16 protein-coding genes, 1 pseudogene and 1 riboswitch are annotated in these 21,494 nt (G+C 43.0%); of the genes and pseudogenes, 11 read left to right on the top strand and 6 right to left on the bottom strand.

All coding sequences use genetic code 11. From position 1 onward, the window contains the following. The first annotated feature begins 89 nt into the window (after positions 1 to 89). Positions 90 to 782, top strand: a complete 693-nt coding sequence (locus B4U37_RS20925) for a tryptophan 2,3-dioxygenase family protein (protein ID WP_088019878.1) — start codon at positions 90 to 92, stop codon at positions 780 to 782. Between the two features lie 163 nt (positions 783 to 945). After that, positions 946 to 1,767 carry a manganese catalase gene (locus B4U37_RS20920; RefSeq protein ID WP_088019876.1) on the top strand — a complete coding sequence of 274 codons (822 nt, stop codon included), beginning with the start codon at positions 946 to 948 and terminating at the stop codon, positions 1,765 to 1,767. Between the two features lie 54 nt (positions 1,768 to 1,821). On the opposite strand, the gene B4U37_RS20915 is transcribed toward B4U37_RS20920, so the two are convergent. After that, positions 1,822 to 3,372: an ABC-F family ATP-binding cassette domain-containing protein gene (locus tag B4U37_RS20915; RefSeq protein WP_088019874.1), complete on the bottom strand. Its 1,551-nt coding sequence runs from the start codon at positions 3,370 to 3,372 to the stop codon at positions 1,822 to 1,824. Between the two features lie 180 nt (positions 3,373 to 3,552). On the opposite strand from B4U37_RS20915, the gene B4U37_RS20910 reads away from it, so the two are divergent. The 4 genes from B4U37_RS20910 to B4U37_RS20895 all read left to right on the top strand — a co-directional run bounded on the left by B4U37_RS20910 (position 3,553) and on the right by B4U37_RS20895 (position 8,859). After that, entirely contained in the window at positions 3,553 to 4,575 is a 1,023-nt protein-coding gene (locus B4U37_RS20910) for a S16 family serine protease (RefSeq protein ID WP_088019873.1), read from the top strand. 61 nt (positions 4,576 to 4,636) lie between these two features. After that, the gene (locus B4U37_RS20905) at positions 4,637 to 5,191 is read left to right on the top strand and encodes a GNAT family N-acetyltransferase (protein WP_088019872.1); all 555 of its coding nucleotides are present in this window, start codon (positions 4,637 to 4,639) and stop codon (positions 5,189 to 5,191) included. A gap of 89 nt (positions 5,192 to 5,280) precedes the next feature. Further along, positions 5,281 to 7,470: a DNA topoisomerase III gene (locus B4U37_RS20900; protein ID WP_088019870.1), complete on the top strand. Its 2,190-nt coding sequence runs from the start codon at positions 5,281 to 5,283 to the stop codon at positions 7,468 to 7,470. A gap of 291 nt (positions 7,471 to 7,761) precedes the next feature. Then, a complete protein-coding gene (locus B4U37_RS20895) occupies positions 7,762 to 8,859 on the top strand; it encodes a PRK06851 family protein (RefSeq protein WP_088019868.1) in 1,098 nt (365 codons plus the stop codon). 77 nt (positions 8,860 to 8,936) lie between these two features. Here B4U37_RS20895 and B4U37_RS20890 read toward each other — a convergent pair whose 3' ends face one another. After that, positions 8,937 to 9,731: an endonuclease/exonuclease/phosphatase family protein gene (locus tag B4U37_RS20890; RefSeq protein WP_088019867.1), complete on the bottom strand. Its 795-nt coding sequence runs from the start codon at positions 9,729 to 9,731 to the stop codon at positions 8,937 to 8,939. Positions 9,732 to 9,737: 6 nt separating this feature from the next. Continuing rightward, positions 9,738 to 11,381 carry a PTS transporter subunit IIBC gene (locus B4U37_RS20885; protein ID WP_088019865.1) on the bottom strand — a complete coding sequence of 548 codons (1,644 nt, stop codon included), beginning with the start codon at positions 11,379 to 11,381 and terminating at the stop codon, positions 9,738 to 9,740. 278 nt (positions 11,382 to 11,659) lie between these two features. On the opposite strand from B4U37_RS20885, the gene B4U37_RS20880 reads away from it, so the two are divergent. The 3 genes and pseudogenes from B4U37_RS20880 (at position 11,660) to B4U37_RS20870 (ending at position 15,265) form a co-directional block, all read left to right on the top strand. Next, on the top strand, positions 11,660 to 12,154 hold the full coding sequence (locus B4U37_RS20880) for a hypothetical protein (RefSeq protein ID WP_088019863.1): 495 nt from the start codon (positions 11,660 to 11,662) through the stop codon (positions 12,152 to 12,154). Positions 12,155 to 13,004: 850 nt separating this feature from the next. Further along, positions 13,005 to 13,116, top strand: a riboswitch (SAM riboswitch). Between the two features lie 88 nt (positions 13,117 to 13,204). Beyond that, positions 13,205 to 14,256 (top strand): annotated as a pseudogene (locus B4U37_RS20875) (LLM class flavin-dependent oxidoreductase). 52 nt (positions 14,257 to 14,308) lie between these two features. Beyond that, positions 14,309 to 15,265 (top strand): ATP-grasp domain-containing protein, encoded by a 957-nt coding sequence (locus B4U37_RS20870; RefSeq protein ID WP_088020388.1) that lies wholly within the window; start codon positions 14,309 to 14,311, stop codon positions 15,263 to 15,265. A gap of 228 nt (positions 15,266 to 15,493) precedes the next feature. Here B4U37_RS20870 and B4U37_RS20865 read toward each other — a convergent pair whose 3' ends face one another. Together B4U37_RS20865 and B4U37_RS20860 are read right to left on the bottom strand one after the other, a co-directional pair. Continuing rightward, positions 15,494 to 16,849: a YjiH family protein gene (locus tag B4U37_RS20865; RefSeq protein ID WP_088019862.1), complete on the bottom strand. Its 1,356-nt coding sequence runs from the start codon at positions 16,847 to 16,849 to the stop codon at positions 15,494 to 15,496. Positions 16,850 to 16,992: 143 nt separating this feature from the next. Beyond that, entirely contained in the window at positions 16,993 to 18,024 is a 1,032-nt protein-coding gene (locus B4U37_RS20860; protein WP_088019860.1) for an HD-GYP domain-containing protein, read from the bottom strand. A gap of 189 nt (positions 18,025 to 18,213) precedes the next feature. On the opposite strand from B4U37_RS20860, the gene B4U37_RS20855 reads away from it, so the two are divergent. Continuing rightward, a complete protein-coding gene (locus B4U37_RS20855) occupies positions 18,214 to 19,086 on the top strand; it encodes a Cof-type HAD-IIB family hydrolase (RefSeq protein ID WP_088019858.1) in 873 nt (290 codons plus the stop codon). Positions 19,087 to 19,498: 412 nt separating this feature from the next. On the opposite strand, the gene B4U37_RS20850 is transcribed toward B4U37_RS20855, so the two are convergent. Continuing rightward, positions 19,499 to 20,326 carry a methyl-accepting chemotaxis protein gene (locus B4U37_RS20850; protein ID WP_088019856.1) on the bottom strand — a complete coding sequence of 276 codons (828 nt, stop codon included), beginning with the start codon at positions 20,324 to 20,326 and terminating at the stop codon, positions 19,499 to 19,501. A gap of 226 nt (positions 20,327 to 20,552) precedes the next feature. On the opposite strand from B4U37_RS20850, the gene B4U37_RS20845 reads away from it, so the two are divergent. Next, positions 20,553 to 21,434: a carbon-nitrogen hydrolase family protein gene (locus B4U37_RS20845; protein WP_088019855.1), complete on the top strand. Its 882-nt coding sequence runs from the start codon at positions 20,553 to 20,555 to the stop codon at positions 21,432 to 21,434. The last annotated feature ends 60 nt before the right edge of the window (positions 21,435 to 21,494 follow it).

Here is a 21,494-nt window from a genome sequence, read left to right as displayed (position 1 = left end):
TGTAAGGGTTTACATAAACGTGTGAATGGAAGATAGAAGACATTAGTTGCTAGCGACATTCCATTTATCCGGTATTTGGAGGAGAAGAAATGGAAGAGAGAAAAGTGACAGATTATGAAAAGTATATTCGTACGGAAGAACTGTTAGGCTTGCAAAAGAGGGACGGAGAACTCTCTTGTGATGACGAACTCACGTTTCAAATGATTCATCAAATTGCAGAACTGCATTTCAAGCTGATCATTCAGTACATCCACTTAGCGGACGCCAACATGAATCATGGGGAAGTCTTGGGGGCTACACAACAACTTCAAAGGGTGAACATGCACTTAAAGCATTTGCCACCAGTGTTCGATATGGTAAAAGTGATTAGTCCAAGAGATTACCATACTATCAGACTTGCACTTGGACGTGGAAGCGGGCAGGATTCACCTGGATTCAATGAAATTCTAAGACTTGGCCCGACGTTGTGGGGGCCGTTTGAACAACTGCTGAACGACAAGCAACTGACACCGTTCATGCTGCACAAAGCGGCAGGTGACAATTATGAGCTTTACTTACTGATGCAAGAATTGATTGCTTTTGATGAAAATTTTCAAACGTTCCGTAAGCACCATATTCAGCTTGTACGCAGGATGATAGGCTTGAATACGAAGAGTTTGAAGGGAATACCTGCACAGGCATTGGAGCGAGGAGCTAAGTTCGAGTTTTATCCTCAGCTTTGGGAAGCGATTTGTGAATTGACAGACTGGACGGGTTCAAGTTACGATCCGAAGCCGTTGTAATAGGGGATTTGGGGACTGTTCTGAAGGGCGTGTGTGGTTGCTGCCTTTTGGGGCGGTCTTTTTTTATCCCAAATTTACAAACCCCCTCTATATTTACAGGATGAATAGCAATAATTTATCGGGTTAAGATAAGCTCGTAAATAAAAAATAAGGATGTGTTAGCTTGTTTTTTCATGTAAAGGACCTTCAATATCGCGCTGTACCGGATAGACCAGACCCTGTTTACGCTAAGAAACTTCAAGAGGTTTTAGGCGGGCAATATGGGGAGATTTCTGTAATGATGCAATATTTGTTTCAAGGTTGGAACTGTAGAGGCGAGCAAAAGTATAGAGATATGCTTTTAGATATTGGAACAGAAGAAATAGCACATGTAGAAATGTTGGCAACAATGATTGCTCAACTCTTGGATAAAGCACCAGTAGAAGAACAAGAACAAGCGGCTAAAGATCCTATTATTAAGGATATTATGGGTGGCATGAATCCTCAGCATGCCATCGTAAATGGTTTAGGTGCTAGTCCTAATGATAGTGTAGGGTATCCTTGGTCCGCTCGATACACTATTTCGAGTGGTAATTTGCTTGCAGATTTCAGGGCAAACTTAAATGCAGAAACGCAAGGAAGACTTCAAGTAGTTAGACTTTATGAAATGACGGATGATGCAGGGGTACGAGATATGCTTTCTTTCTTAATCGCAAGGGATACGATGCACCAGAATCAATGGGCGGCAGCGATTGAAGAATTACAGCAAAAAGAAGGGTTTGTGGTTCCTTCAACATTCAATCAGGAATTCGAAAAACAAGAAGTTTCACATCAATTCCTAAATTGTTCACAAGGAATAGAAAGTAAGTCAGGACGTTGGGCAAGTGGACCTTCCATTGACGGCAAGGGTGAATTTTCATTTATTGAAAACCCTGTTCCTCATGGACAGAACCCTACATTAAACCCGGCCCCAGGATATATTCACGGTACACCGATGAATCATTAATCAAAAAAGGTAGCATGGGAGTTACCCCATGCTACTTGAGTTTAAACTTATTTATTACTTCTGCTCCGCCCACTCTTCCACATTCCAAACCTTCGTCACCCAGTCCTCATAAAAGCTAGGTTCGTGGCAAACAAGGAGAATGGTACCTTTATAAGCTTTGATAGCACGCTTCAATTCTTCTTTCGCTACCACATCCAAGTGGTTCGTCGGCTCGTCAAACAGCAGCCAGTTGCTTTCATGCATCATTAACTTACATAAACGAACTTTAGCTTGCTCTCCACCGCTCAGCTGGCTCAACGGACGGGAGATATGTTCGTTCTTCAACCCGCAACGCGCCAAGATTGCACGAACCTGATGCTGATCAAGGGAAGGGAACTCGTTCCAAACATCATCAATTGGCGTGATATCCTTCGCTTTAACTTCCTGTTCAAAGTAAGAAGGGAACAAGAAATCACCGCGAATCACCGAACCGCCAAGAGGATCTATTTTACCCAGAATTGTTTTCAATAAGGTCGACTTACCGACACCATTGCACCCGACAATCGCAATCTTATCTCCGCGCTCAATTTCCATTGATAGCTTTGGCAATAATGGTTCCGCATACCCAATCTCAAGGTCTTTCGCTTCCACCACATAACGGCTGCTTGCGCGAGACTCTTTAAATTCAAAAGTCGGCTTGGCTGAAGTTTCTGGACGGTCAATACGATCCATGCGGTCTAACTGCTTCTGACGGCTTTTCGCTCGGCCAGTTGTGGAGTAACGTGCTTTATTTTTCGCAATAAAGTCTTCTTGCTTCTTAATAAATTCTTTTTGCTTTTCATATGCATTGATATGCTGGTTTTTATTAATTTCCGCAAGCTCCAAGAATTTTTCATAAGATGCTGTGTAGCGAGTCAATTTGGAGAACTCTAAGTGGAAAATAACATCCACCACACCGTTCATGAACTCGGTATCATGCGAGATCAATAGGAATGCATGCGGGTATTCTTTCAAATACGAGCTTAACCAGCGGATATGTTCCACATCCAAGTAGTTCGTCGGCTCATCCAGCAACAACACTTGTGGCTGCTCAAGCAACAGCTTCGCTAAAAGAACCTTAGTACGCTGTCCGCCACTTAGCGCAGCAACGTCACGCTCTAAACCAATGGCATCCAGTCCAAGACCGCGCGCAGCTTCCTCGACCTTAATATCCAAGTTGTAGAAACCGCCTGCATCCAAATGATCTTGAATTTCTCCCATTTGTTCCAAAAGCTCTTCCAACTCTTCTGGAGTGGCCGTTCCCATTTTATCGGTGATGGCATTCAGTTCTTTTTCTTTTTCATATAAAGGCAAGAACGCATCGCGCAGGACGTCTCTGATCGTTCTTCCTGGCGTTAGGACCGTATGCTGGTCCAAATATCCGTAATGCACACCAGGAGTCCACTCAACGCGTCCTGTGTCGTATACAATCTCTCCTGTGATAATATTCATCAAAGTCGATTTACCGACGCCATTTGCCCCTACAAGGCCAACATGTTCGCCTGCCAATAGGCGAAGGGAAACATCTCTAAATAACGTGCGGTCGCCAAAGCTGTGGCTTAACCCATCTATGCTCAATAAACTCATGTTTGTATCCATCCTATCTAAAAAAATATCTACTTTTCATCATACTAAAATTTCCTAGGAATGGCTATGTGGGAAATGAAAGAAGTTTCTTCCTCTTAGCCTGGAATATCTATACTAAATTCTACCAATCTACTATAAAATAAAATAAAAAGTAGATACAAGGGATGGTGGGGGAATCGGATGAAGAGACGGGCACCGTGGATTGTTCTAGTAGTTTTACTAATGGTTATAGGTAGCGGCTTTATACCGACCGGGTATGATATCCTCCTGGCCGGGGACCCAATCAATTTAGATGAATTTGTCCAATATGAAGGCGGATCGGAGCTTGATGGGGACTTGGGCATGACCTATGTGTCAAGCCTAGAAAATACCATTTGGCCATTTATGATAATAACGAAGCTCGTGGAAGAGGGAGTTGAAATTGTTCCCTCTGTATCAGAAGAACTCGATATGTCCATAGAAGACCTCGACTATCAAAATAAACTAATGATGGAACAGTCGAAAATCAAGGCAGAATACATAGCACGCGGCATATTGGGAGAGGAACCCAAGCTTGAGCTGCAAGGATTCTATCCCGTGTATTATTTGCCCGATTGGAATGACAAAGATGCGGTGAAAGTAACAGACATTCTGGTAGGGATTAACGGAGAAAAGCTGGAATCCTATGACCAATTAGATCAACTAATTGTAGAAAAAGAACCGGGAGAAATGCTCACGTTTTCGCTGATACGAGAAGGTCAGGAAATAGAGGTGGATGTTAGGACATATCCGTATAAGGATTACTACGGAAACACGGTGCTTGGAGTATTTTTCGAGGAAGTGTATGAGACGTCAAAGGACGCTAACATTGAGTGGCAAAACATAGAGAACCTGGGAGGTCCAAGTGCCGGTCTCATGATTACGCTCACGCTCCTGGATAAAATGATGGAAGAATCCCTCCTCAAAGGAAATGCCGTAGCAGGTACGGGAACCATTACGATTGACGGGGAAGTGGGTCCAATCGGAGGCGTGAAACAAAAGGTGATCGGGGCTGCCAATGCAGGCTTTGATTACTTCATCGTTCCACTGGATGGTGAGTGGGACAAAAATGAATCCATTGCGAGAAAGACCATAAGCGAAGAAGGTCTAGATATCGAACTTATACCCGTAGGGACAATAGAGGATGCCGTGAATGCATTAGAGAAGCTTCCGGAGAAGAAGTGAATAGTCTAACCCTATTTATGAATGGGGCAGGTAAACGAAATCAATGGAAAGGATGTTTATTATGGGCGAACAATGGATTTTCCCTGAATTAGAGACTGATAGATTAAAATTGAGAAATGTAAACGACACGGATGCTGATTTTATCTTTAAACTTTTCAGTAACGAAAAGATTTGTGAATTTTTATATGATGAAGAATTATTTACGAAAAAAGAAGATGCTATCGAATTAATAGAGTGGTATAACGATCCTGAAGGAAAAGGATATAATAGGTGGATTATTGAACGAAAAGACAGTAATGAAAAGATGGGTACCTGTGGATTTCATTTATGGGACAGAACCAATAATATAGCAGAAATAGGTTATGATTTGTGGTATGAATTTTGGGGAAGCGGTTATATGAAAGAGGCTTTGACTGCAGCAATAGAAAGTGGCTTTAGTAACATGAAACTAAATAGAATAAATGCATATGTCGCGTTGGAAAACAAAAAGTCTTCCAATACATTAGAAAGTTTAGGTTTCGTAAATGAAGGGATATATCGAGACAAACATTTCTATAAAGGCAAATACTATGACCATTATTCGTTTTCACTACTAAAGAACGATTGGAACAAGTAACGCCTTACCTGATCACAGTCTTCTCTTTTTGACTACCCCAACACAATATGTAAAGATTAGAAGACAAGAAGCTTGAAAGGATTGTTATTATGCCAAAAACTGTCGTCCTTGCAGAGAAACCCTCTGTAGGTAGAGATATAGCAAGAGTATTGAAATGTACGAAAAAAGGAAACGGATTTTTTGAAGGGGACAAGTACATCGTCACATGGGCGCTTGGTCATCTCGTCACCCTTGCCGATCCGGAAGCATACGACGCAAAGTTTAAAGCGTGGAAGCTTGAGGACTTGCCGATGCTTCCGAACGAAACGAAGCTTGTTGTCATAAAGAATACAAGCAAGCAATACAGTGCAGTAAAAGCACAACTTACCCGCAAGGACGTAAATGAAATTGTCATTGCTACAGATGCCGGCCGTGAAGGGGAGCTTGTGGCCAGATGGATTTTGGAAAAAGCCCGTATCCAAAAACCTGTAAAACGTTTATGGATTTCCTCAGTAACAGACCGCGCTATTAAAGAAGGTTTTGCAAAGCTTCGTGACGGAAAAGAGTACGAAAATCTCTTTTACTCTGCCGTTGCCCGTGCTGAAGCGGACTGGGTAGTTGGGATGAATGCCACAAGAGCCTTAACCACCAAACATAATGCCCAGCTTTCCTGTGGAAGAGTTCAGACTCCTACACTTGCCATGATTGCCAAACGGGAAGAGGAAATCAGAAGCTTTGTCCCAAAAGAGTTTTTCGGAATGAAAGCCATCACAGAAAAAGGATTCCAACTGGTGTGGCAGGACGCTAAGACGAAAGAACGAAGAAACTTCAACAAGCAGGCCTTAGAAAGCTTGCACAGCAAAGTGAAGAATCAGGATGCAAAGGTAACCGACATAAATAAAACAGAGAAGAAAAGCTACGCTCCTGCGCTTTACGATCTGACTGAATTACAGCGCGATGCCAACCGCATTTTTGGCTATTCTGCAAAAGAGACATTATCTATCTTGCAGCGCCTTTACGAACAACATAAAATCGTTACGTATCCAAGAACGGACTCCAGATACATTTCCACTGACATGGTGGATACGTTAAAAGAGCGTGTGGAGGCGATTCGTGCGCACTCCTACAAGCCGATTGCATCCAAACTGCTCACCAAACCAATCAAAGCGAACAAGTCCTTTGTGAACAATGAAAAAGTGACGGATCACCATGCGATTATCCCGACAGAGGAAGCAGTGTTGTTAAGCAAGCTATCCGACAAGGAATACAAGATATACGACTTGATTGTGAAGCGATTCCTTGCTGTACTTTTACCACCTTTCCTATATGAACAGACAAACATCACTGCTTCGATTGGAACAGAACAGTTTGTGGCAAAAGGAAAAACGGTCATTTCTCAAGGCTGGAAGGAAGTTCTCAGTTCCATGGAGGAACAGGAAGATGGGAGTGACGGATTCACCGATCAGCTGTTGCCGAGCTTGAATAAAGGCGACACGCTATCGATTAGAAAAGTCGAACTGACTTCCGGTAAAACGAAGCCGCCTGAACCATTTAACGAGGGTACTTTGCTTTCTGCGATGGAGAACCCGGCAAAATACATGGAGCAAACCGACCAGAAGCTTGTGAAGACACTTGGGGAAACAGGCGGGATTGGCACGGTTGCCACAAGAGCGGATATCATCGAGAAACTATTCAACAGCTTCCTGATGGAGAAGCGTGGCAAAGGATTGCACATCACCTCTAAAGGGAAACAGCTGCTGAATCTTGCACCAGAGGACCTCAAATCCCCAGCCTTGACCGGAGAATGGGAGCAGAAGCTTGGGTTGATTGCAAAAGGCCAGCTGAAAAAAGCTACATTCATTAACGAAATGAAGGCATATGCGAAACAAATCGTCCATGAAATTAAAAATACCGATCAAAAGTTCAAGCATGACAATATCACAGGCAAACGCTGCCCGGACTGCGACAAGCCGATGCTTGAAGTGAACGGGAAAAAAGGAAAGATGCTTGTTTGTCAGGACAGAGAGTGCGGTCATCGTAAAAATGTCTCCAAAGTGACCAATGCGCGTTGTCCGAAATGCCGTAAGAAGCTGGAGTTACGTGGGGAAGGGGAAGGCCAGATGTTCGCCTGCGTATGCGGACACCGCGAGAAGCTAAGCACCTTCCAAGAACGCCGCAAGAACAATTCTAACCAGAAAGCATCCAAGCGAGATGTGAATCAGTACTTGAAAAAGCAGAATAATGATGAGCCGGTAAATACCGCACTTGCGGATGCATTGGCGAAATTGAAGCTGAAATAATGGTTTTGGGCCGCACTCTTTTGCTGGGAGTGCGGTTTTTTTAAGTTTAAAAGCTCCGCTGACCCGATATATCAAGAAAAATTGCAAGATATCGAGAAAATTTGTAATATATCAAGAAAAATTCTAGGATATCAATAAATTTTAAGTTTTATCAAGAAAAATGGAAATATATCCAGAAACAGCCCCTTCCTCAGCCGACCACAGCTAGGCTTTCACCCAAACAAACCCTCCCGCATAGGCTAAAAGGAATCGCAATTGTAAGATAACCTACCATTGAAAGGGTGTTAGATCTTGGCAGGGAAAATTTTAAACTATTATGCTGGTGGAAATACAGCGCGCGGATTTTATAGTCTTTATGAATCGAACATAGAAGGATTGGACCGCATCTTTATTTTAAAAGGTGGACCGGGGACAGGAAAATCATCGCTTATCAAAAAAATCGGAAAAGTTTGGAACGAAAAAGGGTATGACATTGAACTGCTGCACTGTTCATCTGATACGAAATCGGTGGACGGAGTGGTCATCCGTGCGCTCGGCATCGGAATTGTAGATGGAACTGCCCCGCATGTCATTGAACCGAAAGCTCCGGGGGCTGTAGAGGAATACGTGAACCTAGGCGAGGCATGGGACTCCAAACTGCTGGCAGAACAAAAAACGGAAATACAACACTTAGCAACCAAAAAGAAGGAAGCTTTCCAGACTGCATACCAAACCTTCGCCAGAGCCCTGAAAATACATGACGATTGGGAAAGATATTATATTCATAACATGAACTTTGAAGCTGCAAATAAGCTGACACAGGATCTCGTAGAGCAATTGTTCCAAGGTAAGACTTTAGATAAAAAAGCAGATGTCAGGCATCGCTTCCTCGGTGCGGCAACGCCTGCCGGAGCAAAAGATTTTGTGCCAAACCTGACAGAAGACCTGACGCATCGTTATTTTATTAAAGGTCGTCCCGGCTCGGGTAAATCCACCATGCTGAAAAAGCTCGCCAAAGCTTCTGAAGAAAAAGGCTTTGACGTGGAAGTATATCATTGCGGATTTGATCCATACAGTCTTGATATGATTATTTGCCGCGAACTTGGGTTCGCCATTTTTGACAGCACGGCTCCACATGAATATTTCCCAGAGCGCGAAGGGGATTCCATTGTGGATATGTACGATATCACCATTCGAACAGGGACAGACGAGCGATATGAAAAAGAAATTGCTCTTGTAAAAGAACGCTATACGGAAGCGATGCAAGAGGCCATTGGGAAATTGGCAGAAGCAAAAAGCTGGCATGGTAGCCTAGAAGAAATCTATGTTAAGGCAATGGATTACGGAGTAGTGGATGAGTGGGCAAAGAAGATCCAAGCAGAAATAGAAGCCATTGCTGCTAGAAAATAACCACACTAAAAAAGGTGAACAGCACCTAAATGCCGTTCACCTTTTTACATTTTCCCAGGAAATACGTCATAAATCGACTATATTTCCACCGTTACTTCTACTCCATAATGGTCTGAGACAACTTCTCTGTTTTTTTCGTTGAAAACAACATTAGAAGAAGCGACCTTAACAGGGGAGCTTGCCAAAATCAAATCAATTCGCAAGTCTTGTTTGTTTTCATCCCAGCCGGCTATACTGCCTTCCACCGTCACACCTGAATCCTTTTCAGATGCAAGGAGGTACGTATCATGCAGCCTAGCGGCCAAAGTCAAATAGTCATAGCCTTCTCCTTCAATATGGGCACTATTATTAAAGTCTCCCATCAGGAAGTAAGGTTCCGTTCCTTTAACCTGTTCGAGCAGTTGCTCCATTTGATACTTACCCGGCTCCTCTTTATCATCCCACCAACCTAGGTGACATGTATAAAAGGACATCTCCTCACCCTGCACTTCAACCGTCACACCAACTATTTTACGTGTTTTCCAAAAGTCAGTGTCCGTACTTTTAGATACAAAAAAGGAATGTGTCTTTTTAATAGGATGGCGTGTCAAGATCGCAAGGCCTTCCTCGTACGTATCATACCCCATATGGGCGAAGTCCCAGACTAACTCGTAGTCTGACACTCCAAGATTCTCAAGCTCTTGCTGTAAAACAAGGCCGAAGTTCTTTTGCTTAATAATCCCTTCGACAACATCTGCATCGATGCTTTGACTAACCTCTTGAAGAGCGATGACATCGTATGCTTGTTCCTTAATGGCTCTCGCGATATGCTGTATCTTTTCCATTTGGTTCTCTTCCTGCCAAGAGTGGCAGTTTAAGGTTAGTAGTTTCATCGTTTATTACGCTCCTAACAAGTCTTGAATATCAGATTTGATTACATCAGCTTTTGGTCCGTAGATCGCTTGTACACCACGGTCTTTCACAATCAGTCCAAGCGCACCTTTTTCTTTCCATGCCGCTTCATTTGCAACTTTCTCTCTATCTTTTACTGTAACACGCAGACGAGTCATACATGCATCCACATCTTCAATATTTTCCGCTCCACCAAGCAAGCCGATGATTGCAGGTGCCAAGGAATCTGCTTGTACACTTGCAGCTGCACCGTTGCCAGCGCCTTCTTCTTGCTCGATATAGTTTCCGTTACGTCCCGGAGTAGGGAAGTTGAATTTCTTAATCATGAAGTTCGCCACCGCAAAGTTCAATCCGAAGAATACTAGACATGCAATCACAAAGTTCACTAGATCTAACCATAAGCCGGCTTTTACAATCATCGGTGTACGAGTCAGCAACTCAATTACACCGAATGCATGAACACGGATGTCAATAATATCAACAATAGCGAAAGCTAGTCCGGTCATAATCGCATAGATTACATATAACACAGGAGCAGCAAACATAAACATAAATTCAATTGGCTCTGTAACACCAGTCAAGAATACTGCAAGACCTGCAGATAAGAACATAGACTTGTACTTTTTACGCTTATCTTTGTCCACATTGCGGTACATCGCATAAGCAATACCAATCAATGCTGCACAAGAAAGAATCATTTGTCCTACTTTGAATCGAGCAGGTACCACTTCACGTAATAATGCTTCATAAGACTCTGTGTCACCAGCTGCAAGGAAGTTGTTTAGGTCGGCAATCCAAGCTAACCATAATGGATCTTGTCCTGCTACAACAGAACCAGCGCTGCCCCCAGTCAGAATTGTATAAGTCCCGCCAAGTGACGTGTAGTTCATTGGCACCGTTAACATATGATGCAATCCGAAAGGCAATAATAGACGCTCTAACGCACCGAAAATGAATGGTGCAACGATTGGCGCGCTGTCTCTAGAAGAAGCGATCCAAACACCGAAATCGTTTAACAATCCTTGAATGAACGGCCAAACAACACTCAATACGATACCAGCGATAACAGATCCACCAATTACAACGAATGGCACGAAACGTTTACCGTTAAAGAATGATAAGGAATCTGGTAATTTACTATAGTTATAAAATTTATTGAAAAGGTTAGCACCAAGGAAACCAGCAATGATACCAACGAATACTCCCATGTTTAACGCTGGTGCACCTAATACAGTAGTAAAGTAGTCACCAACAACTAGTTCTTGTCCAAAAAGAGTGGTGAACGTTGCTTCAGGGTCTGCCACCATATCGTTGTTAACCCCAAAGATTGCACCAGTGATACGGTTGATAAGAACGAATGCAATCAGTGCAGCGAAAGCTCCTCCTGCACGTTCTTTTGCCCACGATCCACCAATGGCAACCGCAAATAATACATGCAGGTTGGTGATGATTCCCCAACCGATATCTTCCATCACTCTTGCAATCGTTTGCACAAGAGCCAAGTCTCCGCCGGTCATTCCAACCAACTTACCAAGGGAAATCATAATACCAGCAGCAGGCATAACCGCAACCACTACCAGTAAAGCTTTACCGAATTTCTGCCAGAAATCAAAAGACAAAAAGTTCTTCATTATTAACAGCCTTCTTTCTATAAAAGATCTATTTTTTGTTGAAAACGAATTCATTTTAATGTAAAACAGTACAAATCTGGTGCAACCGTTTGCATTTCCCTATTGTATGGGATGTGGGTGAACAATGCAAGCAGAAAATATTATTTTAATAAATTTTTAACAAACTATATCAAGATGTAAGAAAAAATAGAAGAATACAACATTTGTTGGAAGTATATACAGGTTCCGTGAAAACGAGTACACTGTTTCCGTAATGTATGAAGAAAAGGAGACTTGATATGAAAAAGTGGATTTTCTCTATGATACTTGTTTTAGTAATTGTGCTATCAGCCTGCACAGAGGAAGCGAACAATGTGGACACTGCCGATTCAGAACAGGTTCCTGCTGATCAAAGCGGGGAAACGGTAACCGTCCTTATGAATATACAAATGGAAATGATTCAGACCATCCGCAAGCATCTCGAGCCTGTAACATCTTATGAAATGTCAGCAGGTGAAGGAGATCTTGAAGCAGCCGTTGAGGCTAGTAATCGTATTGCCAACGAACTTCGTGGAATTGAGATCCCTGAGAACTTGGATGATGATCTTAGCGCGGATATGAAGGATTCCATCGAGTTGTTAGCTCTATATTTTGAAGAACGTGCTGCAGCCATGTCAGAAGGCTCAGATGGTGAAGAAGTGACAGCTGCATTGGATACTTTCCACCAGAAAATAGGAGAAGCCTTTGAAGAGGTAGGTTTGCATGCCCCTAACTTCGAAAAGGATATCTATTAATAGTTTTATGCGAAACGCCTTCCTGGTTTTGGGGGCGTTTTTTGGTGCGGAATTAAGGTAATGGTCGGGATGAAGACCTCAGTGGAAGGAATTCAGTCTTGAGCGTGTCTTCATAAGGTGTATGAAGACCTTAGTGGGAGGGTTTCAGGCTTGAAAGTGTCTTCATAGGGTGTATGAAGACCTTAGTGGCAAGAATTCAGGCTCAAAAGTGTCTTCATAAGGTGAATGAAGACCTCAGTGGAAGGGTTTCAGGCTCAAAAGTGTCTTCATAGGGTGAATGAAGACCTTAGTGGAAGGGTTTCAGGCTTGAAAGTGTCTTCATAGGGTGAATGAAGACCTCAGTGGCAAGAATTCAGGCTCAAAAGTGTCTTCATAAGGTGTATGAAGACCTTAGTGGGAGGGTTTCAGGCTTGAAAGTGTCTTCATAGGGTGTATGAAGACCTTAGTGGAAGGGTTTCAGGGTTAGAAGTGTCTTCATAAGGTGAATGAAGACCTCAGTGGGAGGGTTTCAGGCTTGAAAGTGTCTTCATAAGGTGTATGAAGACCTCAGTGGGAGGGTTTCAGGCTTGAAAGTGTCTTCATAAGGTGTATGAAGACCTCAGTGGCAAGAATTCAGGCTCAAAAGTGTCTTCATAAGGTGTATGAAGACCTTAGTGGGACCGTTTCCGGCTCAAAAATGTCTTCATCGCTGCCTGTCCCCGCTCATCCTCCCCAAATTCCCCTTCATCAATTCCCCAACAAGCTAATAAGCTATAAAAAACACCAACTTTATTTAGCTATCCGAAAGACTTGTCCATTCCCAAGTTTCGTGATAGGATTAGTCTAGATAATAATAATTGAATAGTAAGTTTTCTTATCAAGAGAGGTGGAGGGACTGGCCCTGCGAAGCCCGGCAACCGTATGGTATAAACAACCGTATAGGTGCCAATTCCAGCAAGACAAACGTTCTTGGAAGATAAGTGGATGTTACGGGCTTGTACTCAGACTTCTTCTTATCGAAGGAGTTTTTTGTTTGTCTACCTACACAAACATTTAAGGGGGAAGCGTAAAATGAAGTTTGGATTTTGGTTGCCGATATTCGGCGGTTGGTTGCGAAATGTGGAGGACGAACAGATGCCCCCGACTTTTGATTATGCAAAAAAGTGATCCAACAGGCAGAACAGCTTGGTTTTGACACCACTTTAATTGCCGAGCTTTTCCTAAATGATATTAAAGGACCGAAAGAAGATACCCTCGAGGCATGGTCGACTGCCGCAGCCTTAGCAGCTGTTACAGAAAAAATTGAAATCATGACGGCGATCCGGCCTGGTTTTCATAACCCGGCAATTGCGGCAAAAGCAACGACGAATATCGATCATATCAGCAAAGGCCGATTTACCCTTAATGTCGTCTCAGCTTGGTGGGAAGAGGAGGCTCGTCAGTATGGCGGGATATTCACTGAGCATGATGAGCGTTATGACCGCACGAAAGAGTTTATTGATGTCCTTAAAGGCTTATGGACAGAGGACTCTTTTAGCTATGACGGTAAGTACTATCAGCTAAAAGATACAAAACTCCACCCTAAACCTGTACAACGACCTAATCCAATCCTTTATGCAGGTGGCGAGAGTCCAAAAGGCAAGGAAGTTATCTCCTCACACTGTGATGCCTATGTCATGCACGGGGGCACGGTGGAGGAAGTGGCAGCAAAGATTAATGATATGAAAGAAAAGAGAGCTAACACAACCAATCCTCCTTTTCAATCCTTTGGGATGGCTGCCTATATCATTTGCAGAGATACAGAAGAGGAAGCGCAGGCGGAACTTGCGCGGATCACAGCTGTCAAAGAATCCGATGCGTATGCTGGATTTAAGGACTTTACAAGCAAATCACAGCTTGAACAACAAATACAATTGCAGGACTACTCTGTATCAAATAGGGGATTGCGTCCAAATTTAATAGGCACGCCAGAGCAGATTGCTACAAGAATACAAGAATTCGAGAAAGCTGGCGTGGACTTATTGCTATTACAGTTCTCCCCACAGCTTGAAGAAATGGATCGCTTCGCCAAAAAGGTGATGCCACTTGTAAAATCGAGGACAGGAGAGCTTGCCCAATCATAAAAACCAAGCAGAGAATACACTAGCATATATGCATAAAATGGAGGAAAACATCGTGAAAAAAATATACATTATCCATGAAAATAAAGAGTGGACAACACATTTAACTACTAGATTGGAAGAGTTGGGATTGCCATATGAAGAATGGCATTTAGACGAAGGAATAGTTCCTTTGACGGAAGAACCACCTGAAGGCGTATTTTACAACAGAATGAGCGCTTCCTCCCATACAAGAGACCACCGCTTTGCACCTGAGTTAACAGGAGCGGTATTGGCGTGGCTCGAGCACCATGGACGAAAAGTGCTCAATGGCAGTCGTGCTCTTCAGTTGGAATTAAGCAAAGTTAATCAATACACAGCACTTGAAAAGGCTGGGGTGAGAACACCGAGAACTATTGCCGCAGTAGGAAAGGAACATATTCTTCAAGCAGCAAAGCGAATAGGTTCTGCCTCCTTCATTACTAAACATAACCGCGCTGGAAAAGGGCTTGGGGTACAGCTATTCCATTCAACGGCCTCCCTTGAAGAATACCTGTATGGACCTGATTTTGAAGAGCCTGTAGATGGAATCACGTTGATCCAAGAATACATTCAGGCGCCAGAACCTTTTATTACCCGTTGTGAGTTTATTGGCGGGAAGTTCATGTATGCCGTTCAGGTCGATACATCAGAAGGGTTTGAGCTGTGCCCGGCCGATGCCTGCCAGATCGGGGACCTGTTCTGCCCTGTAGGCGAAGAAGTGGAGGAGAAGCCAAAATTTCGCATCGTGGAAGGCTTTGCCGACCCGATCATCGAAAAATATGAAAACTTCCTGCAAGAAAACGAGATTCAGGTAGCTGGTATTGAGTTTATCCGCAACAGTCAAGGTGAAATCTTCACTTATGATGTCAACACCAACACTAATTACAATGCAGACGCGGAAAAAGCAGCCGGGAAATACGGCATGCTGGAACTTGCAAAGCTATTAGGCAAAGAGCTGGAGCATGGAATTAAAGAACAAAAAGTTTACTAAGGCGAGTTTGTTAATTAAATGAGTGGGTTGAAGCGAAAGGCACTCGACTCCAGCGGGGGAGTAACGGTAGGTTGAGACCCCTGAAGCGTTGTGAGGAGGCTCAAGCACCGTCCCGCGGAAAGCGAGTGCCTGCAGCGAAAAGGAACGGCATTAGTAAATGCATTAACCAAAAAAAGCTATCCAAAAGTCCCAAAAGGACCCTAAGGATAGCTTTTTTACATTCCACTATTAAAAGAAAAACACATGCGCCATCAGCGCAATAACCGGTAACGTAATCAACGTACGTAAAACGTAAATCACGAACATCTCCCAAAGCGATACAGGAACTTTAGAACCTAAGATAACGCCCCCAACCTCAGAAAGATAAATTAGCTGTGTAACAGATACTGCCGCGACTACAAAACGTGTTAACTCGCTTTGAATATCAGAAGCTAAAAGTGCTGGCAGGAACATGTCCGCAAAACCAACAATAAGAGATTCAGACGCTTTAGCCGCTTCAGGAATTTGCAGTAACTCTAGTAACGGAATGAATGGCATTCCAAGGTAAACGAAAAGGTCTGTGTTTTCAGCTAGGATCAAGGCAATAGTACCGAATGCCATAACAATCGGTGCGACACCCATCCACATATCAAGAACATTCTTTCCGCCGTCACGGAAGAACTTACCGGCGCTCTTATTTTTAGAAGCGCGCTCTACCGCTTGGGTGTATCCCCATTTTAACGGTGAATAGCCGGCAGGGATCAGTTCCTTCTCATCTTGCTCTTCCCCGTTATAATACGTATCCGACTTTCTGGACAATGGAGGGATACGCGGCATGATGATGGCTGCTACAAGCCCAGCCACGCCAATTGTTATATAAAATGGGATGAACATGGACCCAAGCTTTACTTGTGTAATAACAACAAGGCTAAATGTAATCGAAACGATAGAGAAAGTTGTGGCAATTACCGCTGCTTCTCGTTTTGTATAATAACCGTCTTCGTACTGTTTACTAGTTAACAGGACCCCGATTGTTCCATCTCCAAGCCATGAAGCTAAGGCATCGATGGAAGATCGTCCTGGGAGTTTAAATAAAGGACGCATGATTTTCGTCAATAGTGCGCCAAACAATTCCAGCAATCCAAAGTTTAATAATAACGGCAAAAATAATCCGGCAAAAAGGAATACCGTAAAAAGAACTGGTAGCAAATCGTACAAAATAACAGAACCTGTAACCTCACTCCAGACAACCTCTGGACCAAGTTCAAATAACGTCATAATGGCCAAGATCATCGCTAAAACTCTTACAACCGTCCAGAAGATAGATACGTTCAGTAACGTGTTAAAGAATCCCGGCTCTTTTGTAAAAGAGGGCTTCATTAGCTTGGTCACTACCGTTGCGATGGCAGTGATAGTGATGACCAAAGTCATAATGTAGGGGATGCTATTGCCTAAAAGGTCTCCCAACAACCCAGCTAGGATGGCGATTGGAATGGTTAATTCGTCATTGTACATGACAGGAAACATAAATAATAAAATTCCTATGATAGAAGGAATAATGAATTTTAATTTATCTGCTGTTCTAAAAGATGAATGGTTTTTCAATATAATAATCTCCTTATGCGTAAATATGCAACGTTAGTTATTTTAATACATTTCTCAAACTTTTCAAAGGTAGTTACTGGAATTATGTATTATCTTTCACTTGGATACCCCGAAACAAGTGGTGGCAAACCTACATTAGCGAATCAATTCGCAAAGTCGAGAATCTCCAACTCTTTATTTTTTCTAAGGTCAATAAAGTGATCATCGACCTTGATAATCGGCAGATGTGGTTCATCAGAATGGATGAAAATAATTTCTGCAAGTTTCCCGTTATTCAGAACCACTTCTTCGCGAAGATGATTGGAAAGAACATATCGGACAAACGGATAGACGATGGCTGGATTCAATCTATTGTAATTTGCCTCTTGGATAAGAATTTTAGTAGTGGTAAAAATATTTTGCTTAGGTCGATAGCTTCTTTCTGATGAGAGTGCATCATACATATCCGCAACTGATAGAATCTGAACAAAGTATGGAATCTTCGAATGCTTGATTCCTGTTGGATAACCACTTCCATCCAAGCGTTCATGATGTAGCAACGCCCCTTGCAATATATGGGGATCGATGGTTCGGTTCCTTTTAAGCAAATCATATCCGTAGGTGGTATGTTTTTGTATTTCCATCCACTCTTTTTCCGTCAAGCGGCCTGGCTTTTGTAAAATACCTTTGTCGATTAGTAATTTTCCAACATCGTGAAACATCCCCATTTGACCGAGCAAGCTGATGCTGCTTTTATCAAGTCCTTGCAGCTTCCCGATTAAAGAAGAGTAGATTCCGACATTCAAACTATGGGTATAGGTGTAATTGTCATAGCATTTCACTTGTTCTATGTATCGGGTGAAAACCGGATCGTCCACAAGCTTATCAATTAGTGGAGTCAACATCCCTAGGATATCCTCAAGTGGAGGCAGCTGTTCCCCTTCAAGATTGGCGAATATGGATTGGAACGTATGGATGCTCGATTCATACATATTTTTAACATGCTGAAAATACTCTTTGGACAAATGGTGGGGCTCATCCAATATAAAGGCCTGGTCAAAGTAGTAAGCATGCTTTTGCAAGCTTTCCACATGTTTTGCATTCAGGACCGTCCCTTTTTTTAATAAAAGATTCCCCGACAAAGAGTAAATATCATTTTTTAGAATTTTACCAATATGATTGGAGGAAATTTTCATAAAGTTCAACCTCGCCTGATCCGTTTAATACCTTTATTATAAGGGATTTGGCGCATATAAAACAGAACTAATTATACTTTTCAAAATTTTTAGCAAAATGCTTTTTCAGTATAATGTTTGAAATACGAAGAAAGATTAACTAGGATAGGGTATATACAAAAAATCATACATATAAGAAGGTGAATTCACTTGGTAAAATGTATTGCCATAGATATGGACGGAACATTATTAAATAATAACCATGTAGTTAGTGAAGAGAACGCGGATGCGATTAAGCTTGCAAGGAACAATGGGGTGGAAGTGGTCATCGCCACCGGAAGATCCTACTCGGAGGCCAAGGACGTATTGGCAGAAGCGGGCATCCATACGCCGATTATCTGTGTAAACGGAGCGGAGGCACGTACGCCGGAAGGGGAAATCGTCGCTACTAATCCGATTAACATGGACCTAGGTAGAGAGCTTGCGCGAATATTGGACAAACATGAGATCTATTTTGAAATCTATACGCAGAACGGAACATTCTCAAAGGATTACGATAAGGCAATTGCCACCATTATGGATGTTTTCATGTCAGCGAGTAATGATAACGACTACGATAAAGTCTTAAAGGCAGCACAAGAAAGAATGGAAGACGGAAATGTGAAAATGGTAGACAGCTTTGAACCTATTTTGCAGGATGAGTCAAAAGTTATCTACAAGCTTCTTGCATTCTCCATGGATAAAGAAAACTTGGAAGCGGCACGTGCTGAATTGCTGGAACTTGGAACGGTTGCTGTGAGTTCTTCTGGTAAGGACAACTTGGAGATTACAAGTGTGGATGCTCAGAAGGGAATTGCATTGACTACGTTCACACAAGAGCGAGGGATTTCTATGGAAGACACAATGGCGATTGGAGACAATTACAATGACGTGTCGATGTTGGAGCGTGTTGGTCGTGCTGTTGCGATGGGGAATGCACCGGATGGCGTGAAGGCGAAGGCGCATATGGTTACGGATACGAATGTAAATAGTGGTGTTGCGAAGGCGATTGTTGAGGCGATGGCGAAGAGTGAGGTTGGATAAGTGAACGAATGGAACCGGGCGGCTTTGAGGCTACCCGGTTTTTTCTAAAACTGTTGCTTTCCGTTCCAGGCGCTTCGCTTGCCTGCGGGCGGTCCGTGAGCCTCCTCACTGCGTTGCGGGGTCTCACCTGTCCCTTCCTCCCGCGGGCGTCTACACGCCTTCCACTCCAATCAACAAGATGGCTTCATTCAACTAAGGTTAATGAAAACCCATTCACCTTAGGTAATAGGAAAATCATTCTTTAAAGTAGTTTCTAGCTGTGACTTGGAGCAAAAGGCGAAGACTCCTGAGGGAGATAGCGCTAGGTGGAGACCCCGCAGGCTTGCCGAGGAGGCTCCAGCAGCGCCCCTAGGAAAGCGAAGCCATTTGCGGAAAGGAACAGCGGCTTTAAATCAGATCTCAAAAATCTTTTCTACTTATTCAAATTCTCCAGTTCTGTGACGACTTTTTGGAACTTTGTTTCTGTTTCACGGATTAGTTTTTGTAGGTCGTCGGTAATGTGGTTGACTCTTTGGGCTTCTTCTCGGATGTTTTCTACATTTTCGTTTACTTGATTGATGGATTTTGCGACATTCGCGGCAAGTTTGCGAACTTCTTCTGCCACCACACTGAAGCCTCTACCGTGTTCTCCTGCACGAGCTGCTTCAATCGCCGCATTTAGGGCAAGGATGTTTGTTTGGGAGGATATATTTTTAATGAGTTTGGAAACGTCACTGATTAAGTCTGTTTGTTTATTCAACGCTTGCAATGCTTCGAGTTTTTCTTTGGAGTTATCGACCACTATCGTTACTAATTCGACCGGCATTTCTTTTAGCTCAGACAATATTTTCAGGGAGTTGCTCTCCCGCTCTGTGATGTCGGTCGCTATTTTCAGCACAGCCTCTACTTGTCCTTCGTCATTAACAACAGGGATATACGTTGCTTCTAACCAAAGGATGTTTCCGCGTCTATCCACTCTCTCAATCTTTTCTTGGAATTTGACCCCTTTACTCAAATTCTCCCATAGTTCTTCGTATTCTCTACTATTTTTATACTCCGTCGTACAAAACTGTTTATGAGACATATTCTTCATTTCATACGCGGAATAGCCCATGGCCTTTGCAAAATTTTCGTTGACCCAAATAACCTCTTTATTTAAATTTAACTCAATCATTGCTAGATTTCTTTCAAGTGCGGATAAAACGGATTTTTCTTCTAGTATTTGTGTACTCGCGTTAAAACTCATTGTACTGTTTAGCATGTACCAAGCCCCTCTGCAAAAAAATGCTTACTTTTATATTGTAGAGTAAATTATTTCCTTTTACTAGGTAATAATGACTACCGATGTGTTGGGGGCTTTCTGCCATAATATCCCACAAACTCACCATTGAGACTTTCTCTTCCAATCCCTTATAATAGACTAGTTGCAACAAAAGAATTTCGACTTTCAAACTAATAGATTTACATATATAAGGGGGCCTGCTGTCATGAAGTTTCGTGCTTCTGCCGTGCAATATCCATTGCACACGATCTCAAGCTTTGATGAGTTTGCGAATCAAGTCATTCATTATGTGAAAACTGCCGCTGAATTTGATGCGGATTTTGTCCTGTTCCCGGAGTTTTTGACAACCCAACTAATTTCTTTCCCTGTGGATGGGAGAGAGCAGACGATTCATGATTTGCCTAAATACACGGAACACTACCAGCAACTTTTCAGCGGTATTGCCATACAAACCGGAATGCATATCATCGGTGGAACACATATCATTGAAAAAGAAGGCAAACTTTACAACGCAGCCCACCTCTTTTACCCTGATGGCCGCATCGCCACACAAGCAAAGCTGCATTTAACACCAACGGAAGTGTATGAATGGGGTCTGACCCCTGGTGAGGATTTGCAGATCTTCCATACTGATTTTGGCACCATTTCAATGCTCACATGTTACGACATTGAGTTTCCGGAAGCGGTAAGGCTTGTGAAGGCGATGGGGGCGGATGTGGTGTTTTGTCCTTCCTGCACAGATGACCGTCACGGATTCCACCGCGTGAGATATTCTTGTCATGCGCGCACGATTGAAAACCAAATTTATGTGGTGACAACAGGGACAATTGGTTCCTTGCCAACTGTTGACTTTATGCGTGGCAACTTTGGACAGGCTGCCATCATCTCACCAAACGATGTTCCATTCCCTCCACGAGGCATTGTGGCGGAAGGGGAGCTGAACACAGATATGATCGTAACAGGTGACCTAGACCTGACCCTTTTACACAAAGTAAGGGAAGCGGGATCTGTTACCACCTGGAGAGACCGCCGCAACGACCTGTATCCGGACTGGGAAAAGCTAGTCAAAGGCACCCTCACGTATTAATTGACAAACGGACAGATCTGTCTTACCTTAATAACATAATAAAATACACACAACATATAG

This window comes from Sutcliffiella horikoshii (genome assembly GCF_002157855.1).
GTDB lineage: Bacteria > Bacillota > Bacilli > Bacillales > Bacillaceae_I > Sutcliffiella_A > Sutcliffiella_A horikoshii_C.
Note: the sequence above shows the minus strand (reverse complement) of the source record. Positions and strands in the feature narration are given on the sequence as shown.

Coding starts and splice junctions, on each gene's coding strand:
- B4U37_RS20925 (WP_088019878.1), top strand. CDS start 90: ATGGAAGAGAGAAAAGTGACAGATTATGAAAAGTATATTCGTACGGAA.
- B4U37_RS20915 (WP_088019874.1), bottom strand. CDS start 3,372: ATGAGTTTATTGAGCATAGATGGGTTAAGCCACAGCTTTGGCGACCGC.
- B4U37_RS20910 (WP_088019873.1), top strand. CDS start 3,553: ATGAAGAGACGGGCACCGTGGATTGTTCTAGTAGTTTTACTAATGGTT.
- B4U37_RS20905 (WP_088019872.1), top strand. CDS start 4,637: ATGGGCGAACAATGGATTTTCCCTGAATTAGAGACTGATAGATTAAAA.
- B4U37_RS20900 (WP_088019870.1), top strand. CDS start 5,281: ATGCCAAAAACTGTCGTCCTTGCAGAGAAACCCTCTGTAGGTAGAGAT.
- B4U37_RS20890 (WP_088019867.1), bottom strand. CDS start 9,731: ATGAAACTACTAACCTTAAACTGCCACTCTTGGCAGGAAGAGAACCAA.
- B4U37_RS20885 (WP_088019865.1), bottom strand. CDS start 11,381: ATGAAGAACTTTTTGTCTTTTGATTTCTGGCAGAAATTCGGTAAAGCT.
- B4U37_RS20880 (WP_088019863.1), top strand. CDS start 11,660: ATGAAAAAGTGGATTTTCTCTATGATACTTGTTTTAGTAATTGTGCTA.
- B4U37_RS20860 (WP_088019860.1), bottom strand. CDS start 18,024: ATGAAAATTTCCTCCAATCATATTGGTAAAATTCTAAAAAATGATATT.
- B4U37_RS20850 (WP_088019856.1), bottom strand. CDS start 20,326: ATGCTAAACAGTACAATGAGTTTTAACGCGAGTACACAAATACTAGAA.
- B4U37_RS20845 (WP_088019855.1), top strand. CDS start 20,553: ATGAAGTTTCGTGCTTCTGCCGTGCAATATCCATTGCACACGATCTCA.